The sequence below is a fragment of the Bradyrhizobium sp. BR2003 genome (assembly GCF_009720285.1).
GTDB classification, from domain to species: domain Bacteria; phylum Pseudomonadota; class Alphaproteobacteria; order Rhizobiales; family Xanthobacteraceae; genus Bradyrhizobium; species Bradyrhizobium elkanii.
In genome coordinates this window covers 180729-196151 of record NZ_SMYJ01000015.1, presented here as the reverse complement: position 1 = coordinate 196151, position 15423 = coordinate 180729, and the positions used below count along the sequence as shown (strand labels likewise).

At 66.5% G+C, this 15423-nt stretch carries 13 protein-coding genes; 11 read left to right on the top strand and 2 right to left on the bottom strand.

Translation table 11 applies throughout. The annotated features are described in order from the left end of the window. Positions 1 to 3: 3 nt before the first annotated feature. Positions 4 to 1263 (bottom strand): amidohydrolase family protein, encoded by a 1260-nt coding sequence (locus tag E2I15_RS10765; RefSeq protein ID WP_137477153.1) that lies wholly within the window; start codon positions 1261 to 1263, stop codon positions 4 to 6. Positions 1264 to 1417: 154 nt separating this feature from the next. Here E2I15_RS10765 and E2I15_RS10760 point away from each other — a divergent pair, with 154 nt between their 5' ends. After that, the gene (locus tag E2I15_RS10760) at positions 1418 to 1837 is read left to right on the top strand and encodes a nuclear transport factor 2-like protein (RefSeq protein WP_137477152.1); all 420 of its coding nucleotides are present in this window, start codon (positions 1418 to 1420) and stop codon (positions 1835 to 1837) included. Between the two features lie 149 nt (positions 1838 to 1986). Here E2I15_RS10760 and E2I15_RS10755 read toward each other — a convergent pair whose 3' ends face one another. Then, entirely contained in the window at positions 1987 to 2745 is a 759-nt protein-coding gene (locus E2I15_RS10755; RefSeq protein WP_137477151.1) for a GntR family transcriptional regulator, read from the bottom strand. A gap of 201 nt (positions 2746 to 2946) precedes the next feature. Here E2I15_RS10755 and E2I15_RS10750 point away from each other — a divergent pair, with 201 nt between their 5' ends. The 10 genes from E2I15_RS10750 (at position 2947) to E2I15_RS10705 (ending at position 15389) form a co-directional block, all read left to right on the top strand. Next, a complete protein-coding gene (locus E2I15_RS10750) occupies positions 2947 to 3801 on the top strand; it encodes an ABC transporter ATP-binding protein (RefSeq protein ID WP_246667938.1) in 855 nt (284 codons plus the stop codon). Between the two features lie 2 nt (positions 3802 to 3803). Next, positions 3804 to 4580 (top strand): ABC transporter permease, encoded by a 777-nt coding sequence (locus E2I15_RS10745; RefSeq protein ID WP_137477149.1) that lies wholly within the window; start codon positions 3804 to 3806, stop codon positions 4578 to 4580. Between the two features lie 43 nt (positions 4581 to 4623). Beyond that, entirely contained in the window at positions 4624 to 5649 is a 1026-nt protein-coding gene (locus tag E2I15_RS10740; protein ID WP_137477148.1) for an ABC transporter substrate-binding protein, read from the top strand. Positions 5650 to 5859: 210 nt separating this feature from the next. Next, complete coding sequence (locus E2I15_RS10735; protein ID WP_155262312.1) at positions 5860 to 7299, top strand: amidohydrolase family protein; 1440 nt, start codon at positions 5860 to 5862, stop codon at positions 7297 to 7299. Positions 7300 to 7472: 173 nt separating this feature from the next. After that, a complete protein-coding gene (locus tag E2I15_RS10730; RefSeq protein WP_137477146.1) occupies positions 7473 to 9905 on the top strand; it encodes a CaiB/BaiF CoA transferase family protein in 2433 nt (810 codons plus the stop codon). Further along, on the top strand, positions 9905 to 10981 hold the full coding sequence (locus tag E2I15_RS10725; protein ID WP_137477145.1) for an ABC transporter ATP-binding protein: 1077 nt from the start codon (positions 9905 to 9907) through the stop codon (positions 10979 to 10981). Before E2I15_RS10730 ends, E2I15_RS10725 begins: the two co-directional genes overlap by 1 nt. Further along, positions 10978 to 11982, top strand: a complete 1005-nt coding sequence (locus tag E2I15_RS10720; RefSeq protein WP_137477144.1) for an ABC transporter ATP-binding protein — start codon at positions 10978 to 10980, stop codon at positions 11980 to 11982. Before E2I15_RS10725 ends, E2I15_RS10720 begins: the two co-directional genes overlap by 4 nt. 18 nt (positions 11983 to 12000) lie before the next feature. Next, positions 12001 to 13548 (top strand): ABC transporter substrate-binding protein, encoded by a 1548-nt coding sequence (locus E2I15_RS10715; protein ID WP_137477143.1) that lies wholly within the window; start codon positions 12001 to 12003, stop codon positions 13546 to 13548. 3 nt (positions 13549 to 13551) lie between these two features. After that, a complete protein-coding gene (locus tag E2I15_RS10710; RefSeq protein ID WP_137477142.1) occupies positions 13552 to 14508 on the top strand; it encodes an ABC transporter permease in 957 nt (318 codons plus the stop codon). Beyond that, positions 14505 to 15389: an ABC transporter permease gene (locus E2I15_RS10705; protein ID WP_137477141.1), complete on the top strand. Its 885-nt coding sequence runs from the start codon at positions 14505 to 14507 to the stop codon at positions 15387 to 15389. The genes E2I15_RS10710 and E2I15_RS10705 overlap by 4 nt, the downstream gene beginning before the upstream one ends. Positions 15390 to 15423 lie beyond the last annotated feature (34 nt).

The window sequence follows — 15423 nt, the reverse complement described above, 5'->3', positions numbered from 1 at the left end:
TCCTCAGGGTGACGGGGAGAGTCCGGTGTCAGGCCGGAACAGCGTCGGGCGCCGACGCTCAAATGTCTTGCGGCCGCGCTTGAAACCCATCAGCACGTCGGGCAGTTCGGCGATCGCGTTGGTTCCGCTGTCGGTATCGAGCACGACGATGTCGGCGGGGTTGCCGACCGCAATGCCGTAGTCGCCGAGGTTCATCAGCCGCGCCGGCAGGTCGGTGACGAGATCGAGGCACGAGTCGAACTCGCCGATCCCGGCATGCGCCGCATTGGCATAGAGATTGGCCATCCGCAGCAGCGATGCATCGCCGAACGGCGTGAAGGGATTCTGCACATTGTTGGTCGCGACCGAGCACAGCACGCCATCGGCGACGAGCCGATGCGCGGCCGTTAGCCCGCGCGGCGCGTTATGGGTGGCGTCGCGGCCCATCAGGTAGAGGTCGGTCGCCGGCAGCACGGTGACCCCGACGCCGGCCTCGGCGAGGCGCGCGCTCGCCGCCTTCAGCCGCTCGGGCGGCAGCGCGGAGAGTTTGGTCGCGTGTCCGATCGCGACGCGTCCGTGATAGGAGCGCCGTTCGGCCTGCCGGCAGACCTCCTCCATGTGCCACCAGGAGGGATCGAGGTCGAAATCGAGATGGAGATCGACGTCGACGTCGAACTCCTGCGCGAGGTCGAAGATGCGCGCGATATGGGCGTTCGGGTCGCTGTCGACATAGGGGCAGCCGCCGACCGCCTCGGCACCGTCGTTGAGCGCAGCGACCAAGAGCTCGTCGGCGCCGGGATCGTTGGTCAGGCCCTCCTGCGGGAAGACACAGAGCGAGAGGTCGAGCGCCCAGGCATAGTCGCGTTTCAAGGCCTTGACCGCCTCGAAGCCGCGCAGCCCGATCCGCGGGTCGATCTCGACATGCGTCCGCATCCGCGTGGTGCCCGCCGTGATCGCGCGCTCGATCACCTTGGCGCCGCGCGCATAGACATCCTCGACCGTGAAGTCGCGCTTCATCGCCGACACCGCGCGGATCGCCTCGCCGAGGCTGGCGTGATCGTGGCCGCAACGGCCGAGCAGGCAGGCCTTGTCGAGATGGATATGGGTGTCGACGAAGCCGGGCAACGCCAGCCGGCCGTTGAGGTCGACTTCGATCGCCTCGCTCACGAGGCGCGGCGCGATCGCGGCGATCCTGCCGCCGGCGATGCCGATATCGACCGCTGACGCGGAGCTGCGCGTCACGGCATTGCGGAAGACCAGGTCGAAGGCAGGTTTCGCGATCATCGGCGAGGAAACATCAAGATGGTTGCAGCCTAGCGGAAGGGCGAGGATCCGGCAGCACCAGATTGTGTGCAGTTTTACAGTTCGATTGTCTAAAAAATATGCATACACTTTGGCGGCCAGATTGTAGAGTCCGGATGATCCCTGGAGACCCGCCATGTCCGCACCCGCCAAAGCCGATGCCCGCCCGATGTCCGATGCCGAGACCGTCGAGGCCTATCTGACGGCGTCGATGATCCCCGATCCGGATGCGGCGGCGGCCTATATGAAGCCGGGCACGGTAATCACTTTCACCGGTGGGCGCGAATTCGACCATCCGCGCGGGCCGACCGCCTTCAACGCGAAGCGCTATCGCTGGGTGAAGAAGAGGATGGACCGCTTCGATGTCTGCCCTGGCACGGACGAGACTGTCGTCTACAGCGTCGGGACGCTCTACGGCGAATGGACCGACGGCACGCCGTTCGAAGGCAACCGCTATGTCGACCGCTTCGTGGTGCGGGGCGGGCAGATCGTCAAGATGGACGTCTGGAACGACAGCGCCGAGCGGATTTTGGTGCAGCGGGGGATCGAGGCGTAGGGGGCGGTGCCAGTTCTCCCTCGCCCCGCTCTGGCGGGGTGAGGGGCTGCATCCGCGAGTATCGGCCGCGGATAGACCTGTACCCCTCACCCGGATCGCATCTGCGATGCGATCCGACCTCTCCCCGCAAGCGGGGCGAGGTAAGAGCGTCAGCGCCGCGCCGCCTTCGGCAGCTTCACCACCTTTTCGCCGGTTGCCTCGTCGGCATAGGGGGCCAGAATATCCAGCAGATCGCGCCCGCGCTGCGGGCTCGGCGCGACCAGCGCCCGGTTCGCCACGGAATCCAGATGGCTGTGCATCAGCCCCATCACCTTGTCGACGTCGCCTTTCGCCAGCGCGGCGATGATCGCGCGGTGCTCGTTGATCGCGCATTCCGACGAATGCGGCCGGCTGTACAGCGACAGCGTCAGGCAGCAGCGGTAGGCGACCTCGCTGACATAGCGCACCAGGATCGGGCTGCTGGTCATGTGAGCGAGCAGGATGTGGAATTCGGTGGCGAGCCGGATCGACACCGCGTCGGTGCCGTCGCGGGCCCGATCCTCGGCGTCGACATGCGCGGTGAGCTCGGCGATCTGCGCCTTGGTCAGCTTGCCCGCGAGCTGCCGCACCACCAGCCGCTCGAGCTCGATGCGGATATCGAAGGCATCGCGCGCCTCCTGCCAGCTCGGCGTCGCCACCACCGCGATGCGGTTGCGGCGCAGCTCGACCAGGCCTTCCGCCGCCAATTGCCCGAGCGCATGCCGTGCGATGGTGCGGCTGACGCCGAAGCGCTCGCCGAGCGAATCCTCGGGCAGCTTGGCGCCGGGCTCCAGCGCCTGCTCGATGATCGCGCGCCGCAGCGCGCGGCAGATCACGCCGACCTTGTCTGACGATTCAGCCGTCTTGCTGCTGTCGGCGCGCCCCGCCATTGCCGCGAATCCCTCTCGAAGGTGCTTCGAACGCCTCTTTATCATACCGCCAAGGCAATCGGGCGCTCGAATTGCATGCAGTTTGAGCCACCGATTGCCCAAAAGGAATCCGCCCTTTGAAGCGCGGAACGCGCGATCTCCTTGATTTTCAACGCGGCCCCCGCTGGCATCCAGTTTGCATGCACTTTTCTCGTGATGCGCATGCAACCAAACTCCGAATTTGCCGGCGAACCGATGGCCGCCGGATCCGCGCCGACCGCGATCGAACTGTCGGACGCCTCCGTGACCTTCGGCCGCGGCGCCCGCGCCGTGCCGGCACTGTCGACAACCACGCTGCGGATCGCCGACGGCGAGTTCGTCGCGCTGGTCGGCCCGTCCGGCTGCGGCAAGTCCACCATCCTGCGGCTGGTTTCCGGCCTGGCGCGGCCGACCACCGGCGTCGTCATCGTCGGCGGCCGCGAGGTCGCGGCGCGCGCGATGCGGGTCGGCATGGCGTTCCAGAACCCGACCATGCTGCCGTGGATGACGATCGAAAAGAACATCATGCTGCCGCTGAAGATCGTCGAGCCGTTCCGCTCGCAATTCCGCAAGCTGCGCAAGACCGAGTTCCGCGACAAGGCCAATGCGCTGCTCGAGCAGGTCGGGCTGAAGGGCTTTGGCGGCCGCTATCCCTGGCAGCTCTCGGGCGGCATGCTTCAGCGCGCCAATCTGTGCCGCGCGCTGATCCACGAGCCGCGCATGCTGCTGCTCGACGAGCCGTTCGGCGCGCTCGACCAGTTCACCCGCGAGGAGCTGTGGGGAATCCTTCAGCAGCTCTGGATGACCCACAGGCCGACCGTGCTGCTGGTCACCCATGATCTGCGCGAGGCCGGCTTCCTCGCCAGCCGCATCTGCGTGATGAGCGCGCGGCCCGGCCGCATCCTCGACGACTCCAGGGTCGATTTCGCCCGTCCGCGTACCGTGGCGATGACCTTCGAGCCCGACTTCGTCGCGCTTAACCAGAAGCTGCGCGCCTTCATTGTCGATGCGCGCACCGCCGCGCGAGAAGGAGCCTGACCATGTCCGTGTCAGATATCAGGCAGAAGGCCTGGTCCGCCGCCCTGATCGTGCTGTTCTTCGTCGCCTGGGAGCTGTTCTGCCTGATGACGGGGATGTCGGACCTCGTGCTGCCGCGGCCGTCGCAGATCTTTGTCACGCTGTTCGAGAAACTCCCGATCCTGTGGCCGCACATCGTGCAGACCCTGGTCACCACCATGATCGGCTTCGTGCTCGGCGTGGCGCTCGGCGTCGCGCTCGGTGCCGTGATCGGGGTGTCAAAAACCGCCTACGACACCTGTTATCCGCTGCTGGTCGGCTTCTCGTCGATCCCGAAGGTCGCCGTGGTGCCGATCTTCGTGCTGTGGTTCGGCTCCGGCACCGTGCCGGCGGTGTTGACCTCGCTGTCGATCTGCTTCTTCCCGATCGTCGTCAACATCGCCACCGGCCTTGCCACCACCGAACCCGAACTCGAGGACGTGCTGAAGGCGCTCGGCGCCAGCAAGTTCGACATCCTGTGGAACGTCGGGCTGCCGCGCACGATGCCGTTCTTCTTCGCCTCGCTGAAGGTCGCGGTCTCCTACGCCTTCGTCGGCGCCGTGTTGTCGGAAACCGTGGCCTCGAACCGCGGCATCGGCAACGTCATGATGACCGCGTCCTCCAATTTCAACGTGCCGCTGGTGTTCGCCGGGCTGTTCGTGCTCGCCGGCCTCGGCGTCGCACTCTACGTCCTGTTCTCGCTGATCGAGGGCCAGGTCACCGGCTGGGCGACGCGCAAGGACAATGTCATCGCCACTTGAGACACTTCGTCACCGTCAAGCAATGAAGCTTAAGGAGATCTCGATGCTGAAAAAAGTAAGCGCCGCGCTGTTGGGATTGGCCCTGATCGCCGGTCCCGCGCGCGCCGAGGACACCACCATCAAGTTCACGCTGGGCTGGAAGACGCAAGGCTCGGACGCCGCGTTCTTCTACGCCAAGGACAACGGCTATTTCAAAGAGGAAGGCCTCAACGTCGTGATCGACCAGGGCGAGGGCTCCGGTGCGACCGTGACGCGCATCATGTCGGGTGCCTATGACGCCGGCTTCGGCGACGTCAACGCGATCATCCAAAACGCGGCGACCAAGCCGCAGGACGCGCCCGTCATGGTCTACATGATGTGGAACCAGCCGCCATTCGCGATCGTCGCCAAGAACTCGAGCGGCATCAAGACGATCAAGGATTTCGAGGGCCACACGCTCGGCGGCGCGCAGGGCACGCCGACCACGCGGCTATTGCCGGTGTTCGTGCACAAGAACGGGCTCGACGGCGAGAAGATCAAGGTCTCCAACATGGCGCCGAATCTGCAAGAGCCGATGCTGATCAAGGGCGACATCGACGCCGCGCTGGTGTTCAACATCACGAGCTATTTCAATTTGGTGCTGAACCGCCAGGATCCCGACAAGGACTTCAAATGGTTCTCGTTCGGCGATTACGGGCTCGACCTCTATTCCAACGGCGTGATGGTCTCGCGCAAGCTGATCGCGTCGAACCCGAAGGCGGTGGCCGGCCTCGTCCGCGCCATCAACAAGGGCGCGATCGCGGTCGCCAAGGACCAGAACGCGGCCATGAAGGCGGCGCTGAACTATGACAATCTGATCAATGTCGATGTCGAGAAGCGCCGGCTGCAATATTCCTTCGAGAAGCTGATCGTCTCGCCGGAGATGAAGGACATCGGCATCGGCGACGTCAGGGACGACCGCATGGCCCGCGCCATCGGCTTCATCGTCGAGGGCTACCAGCTTGCCCGCACGCCAGCCCCGGCCGAAGTGTTTTCGCGGGAATTCCTGCCGCCACGCGCCGAGCGGGAGTTGGTGTATACGGCGAATTGATTGAGCGAGGCCGAGCTCCGGCCGCATCGGAGGTTTGCTCCCTCTCCCGCGTGCGGAGGAGGGTCGGGGTGGGGGTTCTATCCACGAGTTGTATCGCGGAGAGAGCCCCCACCCGCCGCGCTCCGGACGACGCTTCGCGTCGCTTGTCGTGCGTCGACCTCCCCGCAAGCGGGAGAGGTGAAGTTGCGGAAGTGGAGATGACAGCCGATCATGACCGACGTCACGGCAACCCGTCTGTTCTGCGGTCCTGACCACGACATCCGCAACGACGTCGTGCTCCGTCACGTCGACGGCGTCATCACCGAGATCTCCGAAGCCGCGGGCCCGGCGAAAGGCCCGCGTTCCTTCGTCCTCCCCGCTTTCGTCAACGCCCACGACCACGCGCGCCCGCGCCCGTCGAGCTTCGGCGCGGTCGGCATGCCGCTGGAGAGCTGGATCCTGCGCACGGTGGTGGGCACGCCGGTCGATCCCTATCTCTCCGCGGCTTCGGCGTTTGCCCGCGCAGCGCAGGCCGGCTGCGCCGCGATGATGGTGCACTACACGAGGCCGAGCGGGACCATGCCGCTGGTCGAGGAGGCCAGGGCGATCGCGCGCGCCGCCGCCGATGTCGGCATCCGCATCGCCTTTGCCATCGCGGTGCGCGACCGGAACCCGATCGTCTATGGCGACAGCGAAGGTGTGCTGTCAGACCTTCCGGCCGACGACCGCAAGACGATCCAACAGCTGTTCGTGCGCGCTCCGATGTCGCCAAAAGCGTATATCGAGCTGACCGATGCCATCGCGTCGGCGATCGGCGGCCCGAAGGTCGACGTCCAGCTCGGGCCTGCGGGCGTGCAGTGGTGCTCGAAGCCGCTGCTGGAGGCAGTCGCGGAAAGCTCCGCGCAGACCGGCCGCCGCATTCACATGCATCTGCTCGAGACGATCTACCAGCGCGCCTGGGCCGACCGGCAATTTCCCGGCGGCATCGTCCGCTATCTCCGCGACATCGGCTTCCTCTCCGAGCGGCTGACGCTCGCGCATTGCATCCACGCACGGCCCGACGAGCTGGAGATGATCGCGGCGTCGGGCGCGCGCATCGTCACCAATTTCTCCTCCAACCTGCACCTGCGGTCCGGGTTGGCGCCGATCGCGGCGGCGCACGCTTGCGGTTGTGCGATTGCCGTCGGCGTCGATGGCCTTGCACTCGACGAGGACGACGACCTGCTGCGCGAGATGCGGCTGGTGCAGATGATGCACGGTGGTCTCGGTTTCAAGCGCACCTGGACAGCTCGGGAGTTCTTCGCGCTCGCGATCCGCAATGGCCGCCGTGCCACCGGCGCGCCCGGGGCCGGCGAGCTCGCCATCGGTGCGCCGGCCGATTTCGTCGGCATCGATCTCGACCGCCTCGAGCGCGATCAGATTCTCGATGCGGATCCGCTCGACCTGCTGTTTGCGCGCGGCAATGCGTCGCTGATCTCCGAGCTTGTGGTCGATGGTCGCACCGTCGCCAAGGCCGGCCGGTGCCTCGCTGTTGACTTTCCCGCCATTGAGCAGGAACTGCGCGGCATCACCCGCGCGAGCGCGGCCACATACGCGCATGTCTTGCGCGCATGGCCGCGATTGTCGAACTCAGTGCAACACTGGTTCGAAGCGCAGCTCACCTGCAATTAGCTGCACAATCCTCGCTTCGCGCCGAGCAGCAATTTCAATCATACGCTCGCTAATTCCGTCAAGCGGAAGAAAATTCCACTTGCATCACACTCGTCGCGCGGCTTCAAGTTCAGGCAACAAGAAACTGAATCAGCCGCTGTCACCGGCTGGTCATTTTGTCGCGAGGAAGCGTGATGGGCGCGTTGTCGCATCTGCGGATTGTCGAGATCGGAAGTGCTGCGGCGACGAGCTATTGCGCGCGGCTGTTTGCCGATTTCGGCGCCGATGTGCAGAAGGTCGAGCCGCCGCACGGCGATCCGCTTCGCCGCACCGCGCCGCTGACGCCCAAAGGCCAGAGCGCGTGGTTTGCGTTTCTCACCTTCAACAAGTCGAGTGTCGTGCTCGACAAGCGCGACGCAGGCGCGGCATCGCGCCTGCGCGAGCTGATCAGCGGCTGCGACATCCTGCTCGACGGGCGCGGCATCGCTGCGGCGGATTGTCCCGAGATCGATCTCGACGCGATCAAGCGGGATAATCCCGGCCTGATCCATCTTGACCTCGCCTGGTTCGGCGATCGCGGTCCCTACGCCAATTTCGCGGCGACGGACTCCACGATCCGTGCGCTGAGCGGACTGGTGAAGCTGGTCGGTCCGGAGCAGGGGCCGCCGATGCACGCGCCGGATTTCCAGATCGGCATTCTGGGCGGGCTGTGGGGTTTCATCGCCGCCGCATCGTCGGTGCTCGGGCGCATGCAGGACGGGCGCGGGCGCGAAAACCATCTCAGCCTGTTCGAGGCCTCCATCGCCGTCACCGAATACATCATGTTCGAGGCGTTCCAGCGCGGCGACATCATGCGGCGGATCGGCGTCAACCGGTTCTGGCCGACCTTTCCGGTCGGCATCTACGAGACCAGGCAGGGCTGGCTCGGCGTCACCACGGTGACCCCGGCGCAATGGCGCGCGTTCTGCGAGATGCTCGGGCTCAACGAGCTGCGCGACGATCCGACGCTGGTCATGGGTGTCGACCGGCTGCGCCATGTCGCCGAGATCGAAGGCAGGATATTGCCGAAGCTGAAGCAGCGTACCGCGCAGGAGTGGTTCGCCGAGGGGCTCAAGCGCAGGATTCCGATCGTGCCGGTGCCGGAGGTAGCGGATCTCATCGCCGATGAGGAAAAGCGGGCGCGCGGCGCCATCGTCCCGATCACCGTCGGCGACGAGACCGGCTTTTCCGCCGGCACGATGCAGCGGCTGACCGCAACGCCGCCGTTGCGCGGCGGCCGGGTGCCTGATCTCGGCGAGCAGCAGCCGAGGCGCGAGGCTGCGCCGCGCGTGCCGGCGCCCAGGCCCGCTGCAACCGATCGCTTGCCGCTCGAGGGCATCCGCGTCGTCGACTTTTCGATGGGCTGGGCCGGGCCGATCTGCACCCGCACGCTCGCCGATCTCGGCGCCGACGTCATCAAGATCGAGGCGACCCAGTATCCGGACTGGTGGCGCGGCGTCGACCGCCGTCCGGCCTATGTGCTGGAGCAGATGTACGAGAAATCGGTGCGCTACTGCATCATGAACCGCAACAAGCGCGGCATCACGCTCGATCTGACCCGGCCGAAGGGGCTTGCGCTCGCAAAACGCCTGCTCGCTGGTGCCGACCTCGTGGTCGACAATTATTCGGTCGAGGTGCTGCCCAAGCTCGGCCTCGGCTACGAGGTGCTGAGCAAGATCAATCCGAAGCTGGTGATGATGTCGATGTCGGCGTTCGGTGCCGGCAGCGTGCATCGCGACTGCCGCGCCTATGGCTCGACCCTGGAGCAGGGCTCCGGCCTGCCCAGCGTGGTCGGCGATCCCGATGGTCCGCCCGTCATGAGCCATACCGCGTTTGGCGACGCCGTCGGCGGGCTCAATGGCGCCGCCGCGGTGCTGACCGCGCTGATCCACGCCAAACTGACGGGGCAGGGGCAGTTCATCGATCTCGCGCAGATCGAATGCATGATGCCGTTCGCCGCGCCCTGGATCGTCGCGCATTCGACCGATGGCAAGCCGCCGACCAAATACGGCAACCGCCATCCGGATTTCGTGCCGCATGGCTGCTTTCGCTGCGCCGGAGAAGACAACTGGATCGTCGTTGCGGTGTCCGACGACGCGATGTGGCCAAAGCTCGCGCGGCTGCTCGGCCGCGAGGACTGGGCGGCGGACGAGACGCTCAAGACCGCCGCGGGCCGCCGCGCCATCGAGGCCGAGATCGAGGCTGCGATCATGGCCTGGACCGCGACGCACGATGCCGATGCGGCGATGACCGCGCTGCAATCCGCCGGCGTTGCCTCCGGCGTCGCGCGGCTGCCGATCGATCTCCTGAAGGATCCGCAGCTCCACGCCCGCGGCTTCATCCAGCAGGTCGACCGCGCGTTCATCGGACGACATCCGCAGCCGTCGATGCCATTTCGCGAGAGCGATGCGCCATTTGTCATTCGTTCAGTGCCACCGACCCTCGGCGAGCATAACCGCGAGATTCTCGGCGGCATGCTCGGGCTCTCCGACGCCGAGCTCGATGAGCTCACCCGCGAGGGCATCATCGGCACCGAGATGCTGATGGAGGAGCAGCTGGTGAAAGAAAAGAAGCGGGCGGCGGGCTGATGGAGGCAGGTCAGCCGGCACAGCGCAGGGCGGCGGGTGCGCGCGAGGCCGCGCGGCCGCTGCTGTCCGTGCGCGGGCTCGGCATCCGCTTCAAGACCGCGCAGGGCGTCTGGCAGGCGACGCGCCGCATCGACTTCGACGTCTTGCCCGGCGAACGCGTCGGCATCGTCGGCGAGAGCGGCTGCGGCAAGACCATCACCGGCCTGTCGATCCTGCGGCTGTTGCCGGGCAATTTTGCCGGCCTCGACGGCAAGATCCTGTTCGACGGCGTCGATCTCGCCTCCTGCAGCGCGCGGCAGATGCGCGCGATCCGGGGCAAGCGCATCGCGATGATCTTCCAGGAACCGATGAGCGCGCTCGACCCGGTGTTCACCGTCGGCCACCAGATCGCCGAGACGCTGCGCGTCCATACCGACGTCAGCTATGAGGAAGCCCGCGCCAAAACGCTGGAGATGCTTCGCCGCGTCGGCATCGCCTCGCCCGAGCGGCGGATCGACGACTATCCGCACCAGCTTTCCGGCGGCATGCGCCAGCGCGTGATGATCGCCGCGAGTTTGATCTGCGGGCCGCAGCTCCTCATCGCGGACGAGCCGACCACCGCGCTCGACGTCACCGTGCAGGCGCAGATCCTCGAGCTGCTGCGCGACATCAGCGAGACCTCGAAGACCGCACTGATGCTGATCACCCACGATCTCGGCGTCGTCGCCGAGACCTGCACGCGGATGATCACGATGTATGCCGGCGAGGTGATCGAGGACGCCACCGTCGACGAGGCGCTGGTACGGCCGCTGCATCCCTACACGTCGGGACTGTTACGCTCGCTGCCGCATTTGAGCCCGCGCCACGGCCGGCTGCCGTCGATCCCGGGCCGGGTGCCGTCGATCGCCGAGATGCCGAACGGCTGCCGCTTCCGGGCCCGCTGCGCGCATGCGGTGAAGGGTTGCGAGGCCGAGCAGAAGCTGCTGGACGCCGGCGGCGGCCGAAGAGTGCGCTGCTGGCGCTTTGCCGAGCTCAATCTGCCGGGCGCGCTGCATCCGCCCGGCGCGCCGGCTGCCGCGAAGGTCGCGACGCAATGACCACAGCCGGTGCCGAGCCCCGCCGCGACGCCATCGTCTCGGTGCGTGACCTCCAGGTCCGCTTCCAGACCTCTGACCGCCGCGCCACCGTGAAGGCGGTCGATGGCGTCAATTTCGACGTTCGTCGCGGCGAGACCTTCGGCATCATCGGGGAGTCCGGATCGGGCAAGACCACGATCGGCCGCGCGCTGGTGTTCCTGCTCAATCCCAGCGCCGGCGCCATCCTGCATGACGGCATCGATCCAACGGCACTGCCGCGCCGGGAGTTTCAAAACCATCGCCGCGACTACCAGATCATCTTTCAGGACCCGAACGCCGCGCTGAATCCGCGCATGACCATTCTGGCCTCGGTGCTGGAGCCGCTGGAGCTCGCACGTGTCGGCAACAGCGCCGAGCGCGAGCGGCAGGCGCGGGAGGCGCTGGAGCGCGTCGGCCTGCCGCAGGAGTTCGGCGCGCGCTACCCGCATCAGCTGTCCGGCGGCCAGAAGCAGCGCGTCGTGATCGCCCGCGCGCTGACGCTCAAACCCAAACTGATCGTCTGCGACGAGGTGGTGGCCGCGCTCGACATGTCGATCCGCGGCGACGTGCTCAATCTGTTTGCCGATCTGCAGCGCGACCTCGGGCTGACCTATGTCTTCATCACCCATGATCTCGCGGTCGTCTCGCATATCAGCGAGCGCGTCGCGGTGATGTATCTCGGCCAGTTCGTCGAGCTCGGGCCGACCGAAGAGGTCGCCGAGCGGCCGCTGCATCCCTACACGATCGCGCTGCTGTCGGCCGAGCCGCGGCCGCTGCCGTCCACGATGCGGCAGGAGAGCCGCATCGTCTTGCAGGGCGAGGTGCCGAGCCCGATCGACCCGCCCTCGGGCTGCCGGTTCCGCACCCGCTGCCCGCATGCGCAGCCGCTCTGCACCGACCGCGTGCCGGAGTGGCGCGAGCTGAAGCCCGATCATTGGGTGGCCTGCCATTTTGCCGACCGCCCCAATTTTTCATCGAACTAAGAACACCGGAGAAACGCCATGACAATGACGACACGACGCGAGGCCATGGCGCTGATCTCGGGCGCATTGGCCAGCACCACCCTCGCCGGCCGCGCCTTCGCGGAAGGCCCGCCGAAGAAGGGCGGCACCCTGCGCATCTCGGCGCCGGCCAATCCATCGAGCCTCGATCCCGCGACCGGCGGCGCCGGCTCCGACCACGCCTTCCTGTTCACGATGTACGACACGCTGACCGAATGGGAGTTCGATACGCTGAAGCCGAAGCCCGGCCTTGCCGAAAGCTGGAAGTTCACCGATCCCACCACGCTGGTGCTCAACATCCGTGCCGGCGTCACCTTCCACGACGGCACGCCGCTCGATGCGGAAGCCGTCAAGTTCAACCTCGAGCGCAACCGCAGCGATGCGAAGTCGAACATCAAGGCCGATCTGCTCTCGGTCGCCGCGGTGGAGGTCACCGGCCCGCAGCAGGTGACGTTGAAGCTGAAGACACCCGATACCGCGCTGCCCGGGATCCTTTCCGACCGCGCCGGCATGATGGTGTCGCCGACGGCGCTGAAGGCGGCCGAGGGCGGCGTGGTGACGCGCAAGCCGGTCGGCGCGGGCGCCTATTCGTTCGTCAGCTGGGCCGACGGCGAGAAGATCGTGGTCAAGCGCAACGAGAAATACTGGAAGCCGGAGCGGCCGCTTCCCGACGCCATCGAGATCTCGATCATTCCCGAGCTCACCACCGGCGCCCGCTCGGTCACCGCCGGGCAGAACGATCTGATCTACCAGCTGCCGCCGCGGCAGAAGGTGATCATCGAGCGCGCCTCCAGCGTCAAGGTCGTGCATGGCCCGACGCTGTACGTGTTCCAGATCTTCCTGAACTGGGCCAAGCCGCCGTTCGACAATATCAAGGTCCGCCAGGCGCTGAACTTCGCGATCGACCGCGAATCCTTCGTCAAGGCCGCGCTCGCCGGCCTCGCCGAGCCGGCCTACATGAACCTGCCGAAGGCGCATTGGGCCTATGATGCCGAGGTCGCGAAGCTCTATCCGTACGATCCCGACAAGGCACGCAAGCTGCTCGCCGAGGCCGGCTTCAAGGAGAACACCCCGATCGAGTTCGGCGGCTATCCGGACCAGGATTCGGTGCAGCGCCAGGAGATCCTGATCGAGCAGCTGCGCAAGGCCGGCATCAACGCGCGCTTCGTCAATGCCCCGGTCGCGGAGGCTTCCGCCGCTTTCTTCGGTCCGGAGAAGAAAGGGGCAGGGCTGCTCTCGGCCTGGACCGGACGGCCCGACCCGAGCCTGACCTATTCGCTGATGTTCACCAAGGACGCCTATTACAATGGCGGCCGCGCGCCGGTGCCGGCCGAGCTCGAGGCCGCGATCAAGGAATCGCGCGCGTCGGAGGACATCGAGACCAGGCGCAAGGCGTTCTCCACCGTGCAGCGGCTGGTGATGGAGAATGCCTTCGTCGTGCCGCTGGCGTTCCAGTTCGAGCTGGTCGCCATGAACAAGAAGGTGCAGGGCTATCGGCCGAACCTGCTCGGCAAGCCGAAATACGACGACGTCTGGCTCGGGAGTTAGGCGATGGCGCGACGGTCACCGGTCAAGGTCGTCGGCAGCCGCCTCGTGCAGGCGCTGCCCGTGATCCTGCTCGCGACCTTCATGGTGTTCGCGCTGCTCAAGCTGGTGCCCGGCGACATCGCCGTGACACTGGCGGGCGACAACGCGACCGACGCGCGGATCACCGAGATCAGGAAGATCTACGGCCTCGACCGCCCGTTCCTGGTGCAATACGGCGCCTGGCTTGGCAATGTCGCGCAGGGCGATCTCTCGCAATCGCTACTCAGCGGCGAGAAGGTCGCGGACTCGATCGGACGTGCGTTTCCGAACACGCTGCTGATCGTCGCGATCGCGCTGGCGCTGGCGCTGGTCACGGGCATCCCGATGGGCGTGATGGCCGCGATCAAGCCGAACGGCTGGATCGACAAGCTGATCAGCATGCTGGCGTCGCTCGGCGTCGCGGTGCCCGGCTTCTGGCTCGCGATGATCCTGGTGGCGGAATTCTCGCTGAAGCTGAACTGGCTGCCGGCGACCGGCGCGAAATCCTTCGGCGTCTCGCCGGTCGATGCGATCCGGCACGCGCTGCTGCCCGGCATCGCGATCGCGGCCTACGGCATGGCCGAGGTCGCGCGCCAGCTGCGCGGCGCGCTGCTGGAGGTGCTGTCGTCGCAATATGTCCGCACCCTGCATGCCAAGGGGCTGTCGATGTCGCGCATCCTCTGGCAGCACGGCCTGAAGAATGTGGGCGTCAATCTGCTCACCATCATCAGCCTGTTGGTCAACCGCATGCTGGCGGCAACGGTGGTGATCGAGGCGGTGTTCGCGATTCCCGGCCTGGGCAGCCTGATCGTGCGCGGCGCGATCCAGCGCGATTTCCCGATCGTGCAGGGCGTCGTCTTCACCATGGTGGTGGTTGTCATCGCGGTGAACCTGATCACCGACCTGCTCTGCGCCGCGGTCGATCCGAGGATCGAGCAATGACCGAGGTGGCGCTTGCTCCCCTGAAGGCACCGGCGAGGCCGACGCGGCTGCGGCGATTTGCGCGCTGGCTCGCCGGCGATCTCCGCGCCGCGCTGTCGATCCTGGTGCTCGCGGTGCTCGTTGTCGTCGCGATCGGTGCGCCCTGGATCGCGCCCTATGCGCCGACCGCGCAGGACGTCAACAACATGCTGGCGCCGCCGGGGCCGGCCCATCTGCTCGGCACCGACGATCTCGGCCGCGACATCTTCTCGCGCCTGATCTATGGGGCGCCGGCCACCGTCTATGCCAGCCTGCTTGCGGTCGGCGTCGCGGTCCTGATCGGGCTGCCGGTCGGCCTCATCGCCGGCTATTTCGGCGGCTGGATCGACGACATCATCAGCCGCATCATCGACACCTTCCTGTCGTTCCCCGCCATCGTGCTGGCGATCGCGGTCACCGGCGCGCTCGGCATCGGGCTGACCAACGGCATGATCGCGGTCGGCATCACGATGTTTCCGGCGCTGGCGCGCATCGTCCGCGCCCGCACGCTGATCGTGCGGCAGGAGCTCTATGTCGATGCCTCCAGGGGATTCGGCGCGCCGACCTGGCATGTGCTGTGGCGCCACGTGCTGCCGAACACGCTGCAACCGGTCATCGTGCAGGTGACGCTCTTGCTCGCCGCCGCGCTGCTGGCAGAGGCCAGCCTGTCGTTCCTCGGCCTCGGCATCCAGCCGCCGGACCCGAGCTGGGGCGCCATGCTGGCGCGCGCCTATCAATACATGGAAATCGCCCCGGAGCAGATGTATGCGCCGGGCGTTGCCATTCTCGTCGTCTCCCTGGCGTTCAACGCACTCGGGGAGTCCTTGCGTGTCGTGCTCGATCCGACCATGAAGGATCGCTAGAGCATGATCCGGAAAAGTGGGTACCGGTTTTCCG

What these genes read in the sequence shown, in the direction of transcription:
- E2I15_RS10765 (WP_137477153.1), bottom strand. Translation starts at nt 1,263, where the DNA reads ATGATCGCGAAACCTGCCTTCGACCTGGTCTTCCGCAATGCCGTGACG.
- E2I15_RS10760 (WP_137477152.1), top strand. Translation starts at nt 1,418, where the DNA reads ATGTCCGCACCCGCCAAAGCCGATGCCCGCCCGATGTCCGATGCCGAG.
- E2I15_RS10755 (WP_137477151.1), bottom strand. Translation starts at nt 2,745, where the DNA reads ATGGCGGGGCGCGCCGACAGCAGCAAGACGGCTGAATCGTCAGACAAG.
- E2I15_RS10750 (WP_246667938.1), top strand. Translation starts at nt 2,947, where the DNA reads ATGCAACCAAACTCCGAATTTGCCGGCGAACCGATGGCCGCCGGATCC.
- E2I15_RS10745 (WP_137477149.1), top strand. Translation starts at nt 3,804, where the DNA reads ATGTCCGTGTCAGATATCAGGCAGAAGGCCTGGTCCGCCGCCCTGATC.
- E2I15_RS10740 (WP_137477148.1), top strand. Translation starts at nt 4,624, where the DNA reads ATGCTGAAAAAAGTAAGCGCCGCGCTGTTGGGATTGGCCCTGATCGCC.
- E2I15_RS10735 (WP_155262312.1), top strand. Translation starts at nt 5,860, where the DNA reads ATGACCGACGTCACGGCAACCCGTCTGTTCTGCGGTCCTGACCACGAC.
- E2I15_RS10730 (WP_137477146.1), top strand. Translation starts at nt 7,473, where the DNA reads ATGGGCGCGTTGTCGCATCTGCGGATTGTCGAGATCGGAAGTGCTGCG.
- E2I15_RS10725 (WP_137477145.1), top strand. Translation starts at nt 9,905, where the DNA reads ATGGAGGCAGGTCAGCCGGCACAGCGCAGGGCGGCGGGTGCGCGCGAG.
- E2I15_RS10720 (WP_137477144.1), top strand. Translation starts at nt 10,978, where the DNA reads ATGACCACAGCCGGTGCCGAGCCCCGCCGCGACGCCATCGTCTCGGTG.
- E2I15_RS10715 (WP_137477143.1), top strand. Translation starts at nt 12,001, where the DNA reads ATGACAATGACGACACGACGCGAGGCCATGGCGCTGATCTCGGGCGCA.
- E2I15_RS10710 (WP_137477142.1), top strand. Translation starts at nt 13,552, where the DNA reads ATGGCGCGACGGTCACCGGTCAAGGTCGTCGGCAGCCGCCTCGTGCAG.
- E2I15_RS10705 (WP_137477141.1), top strand. Translation starts at nt 14,505, where the DNA reads ATGACCGAGGTGGCGCTTGCTCCCCTGAAGGCACCGGCGAGGCCGACG.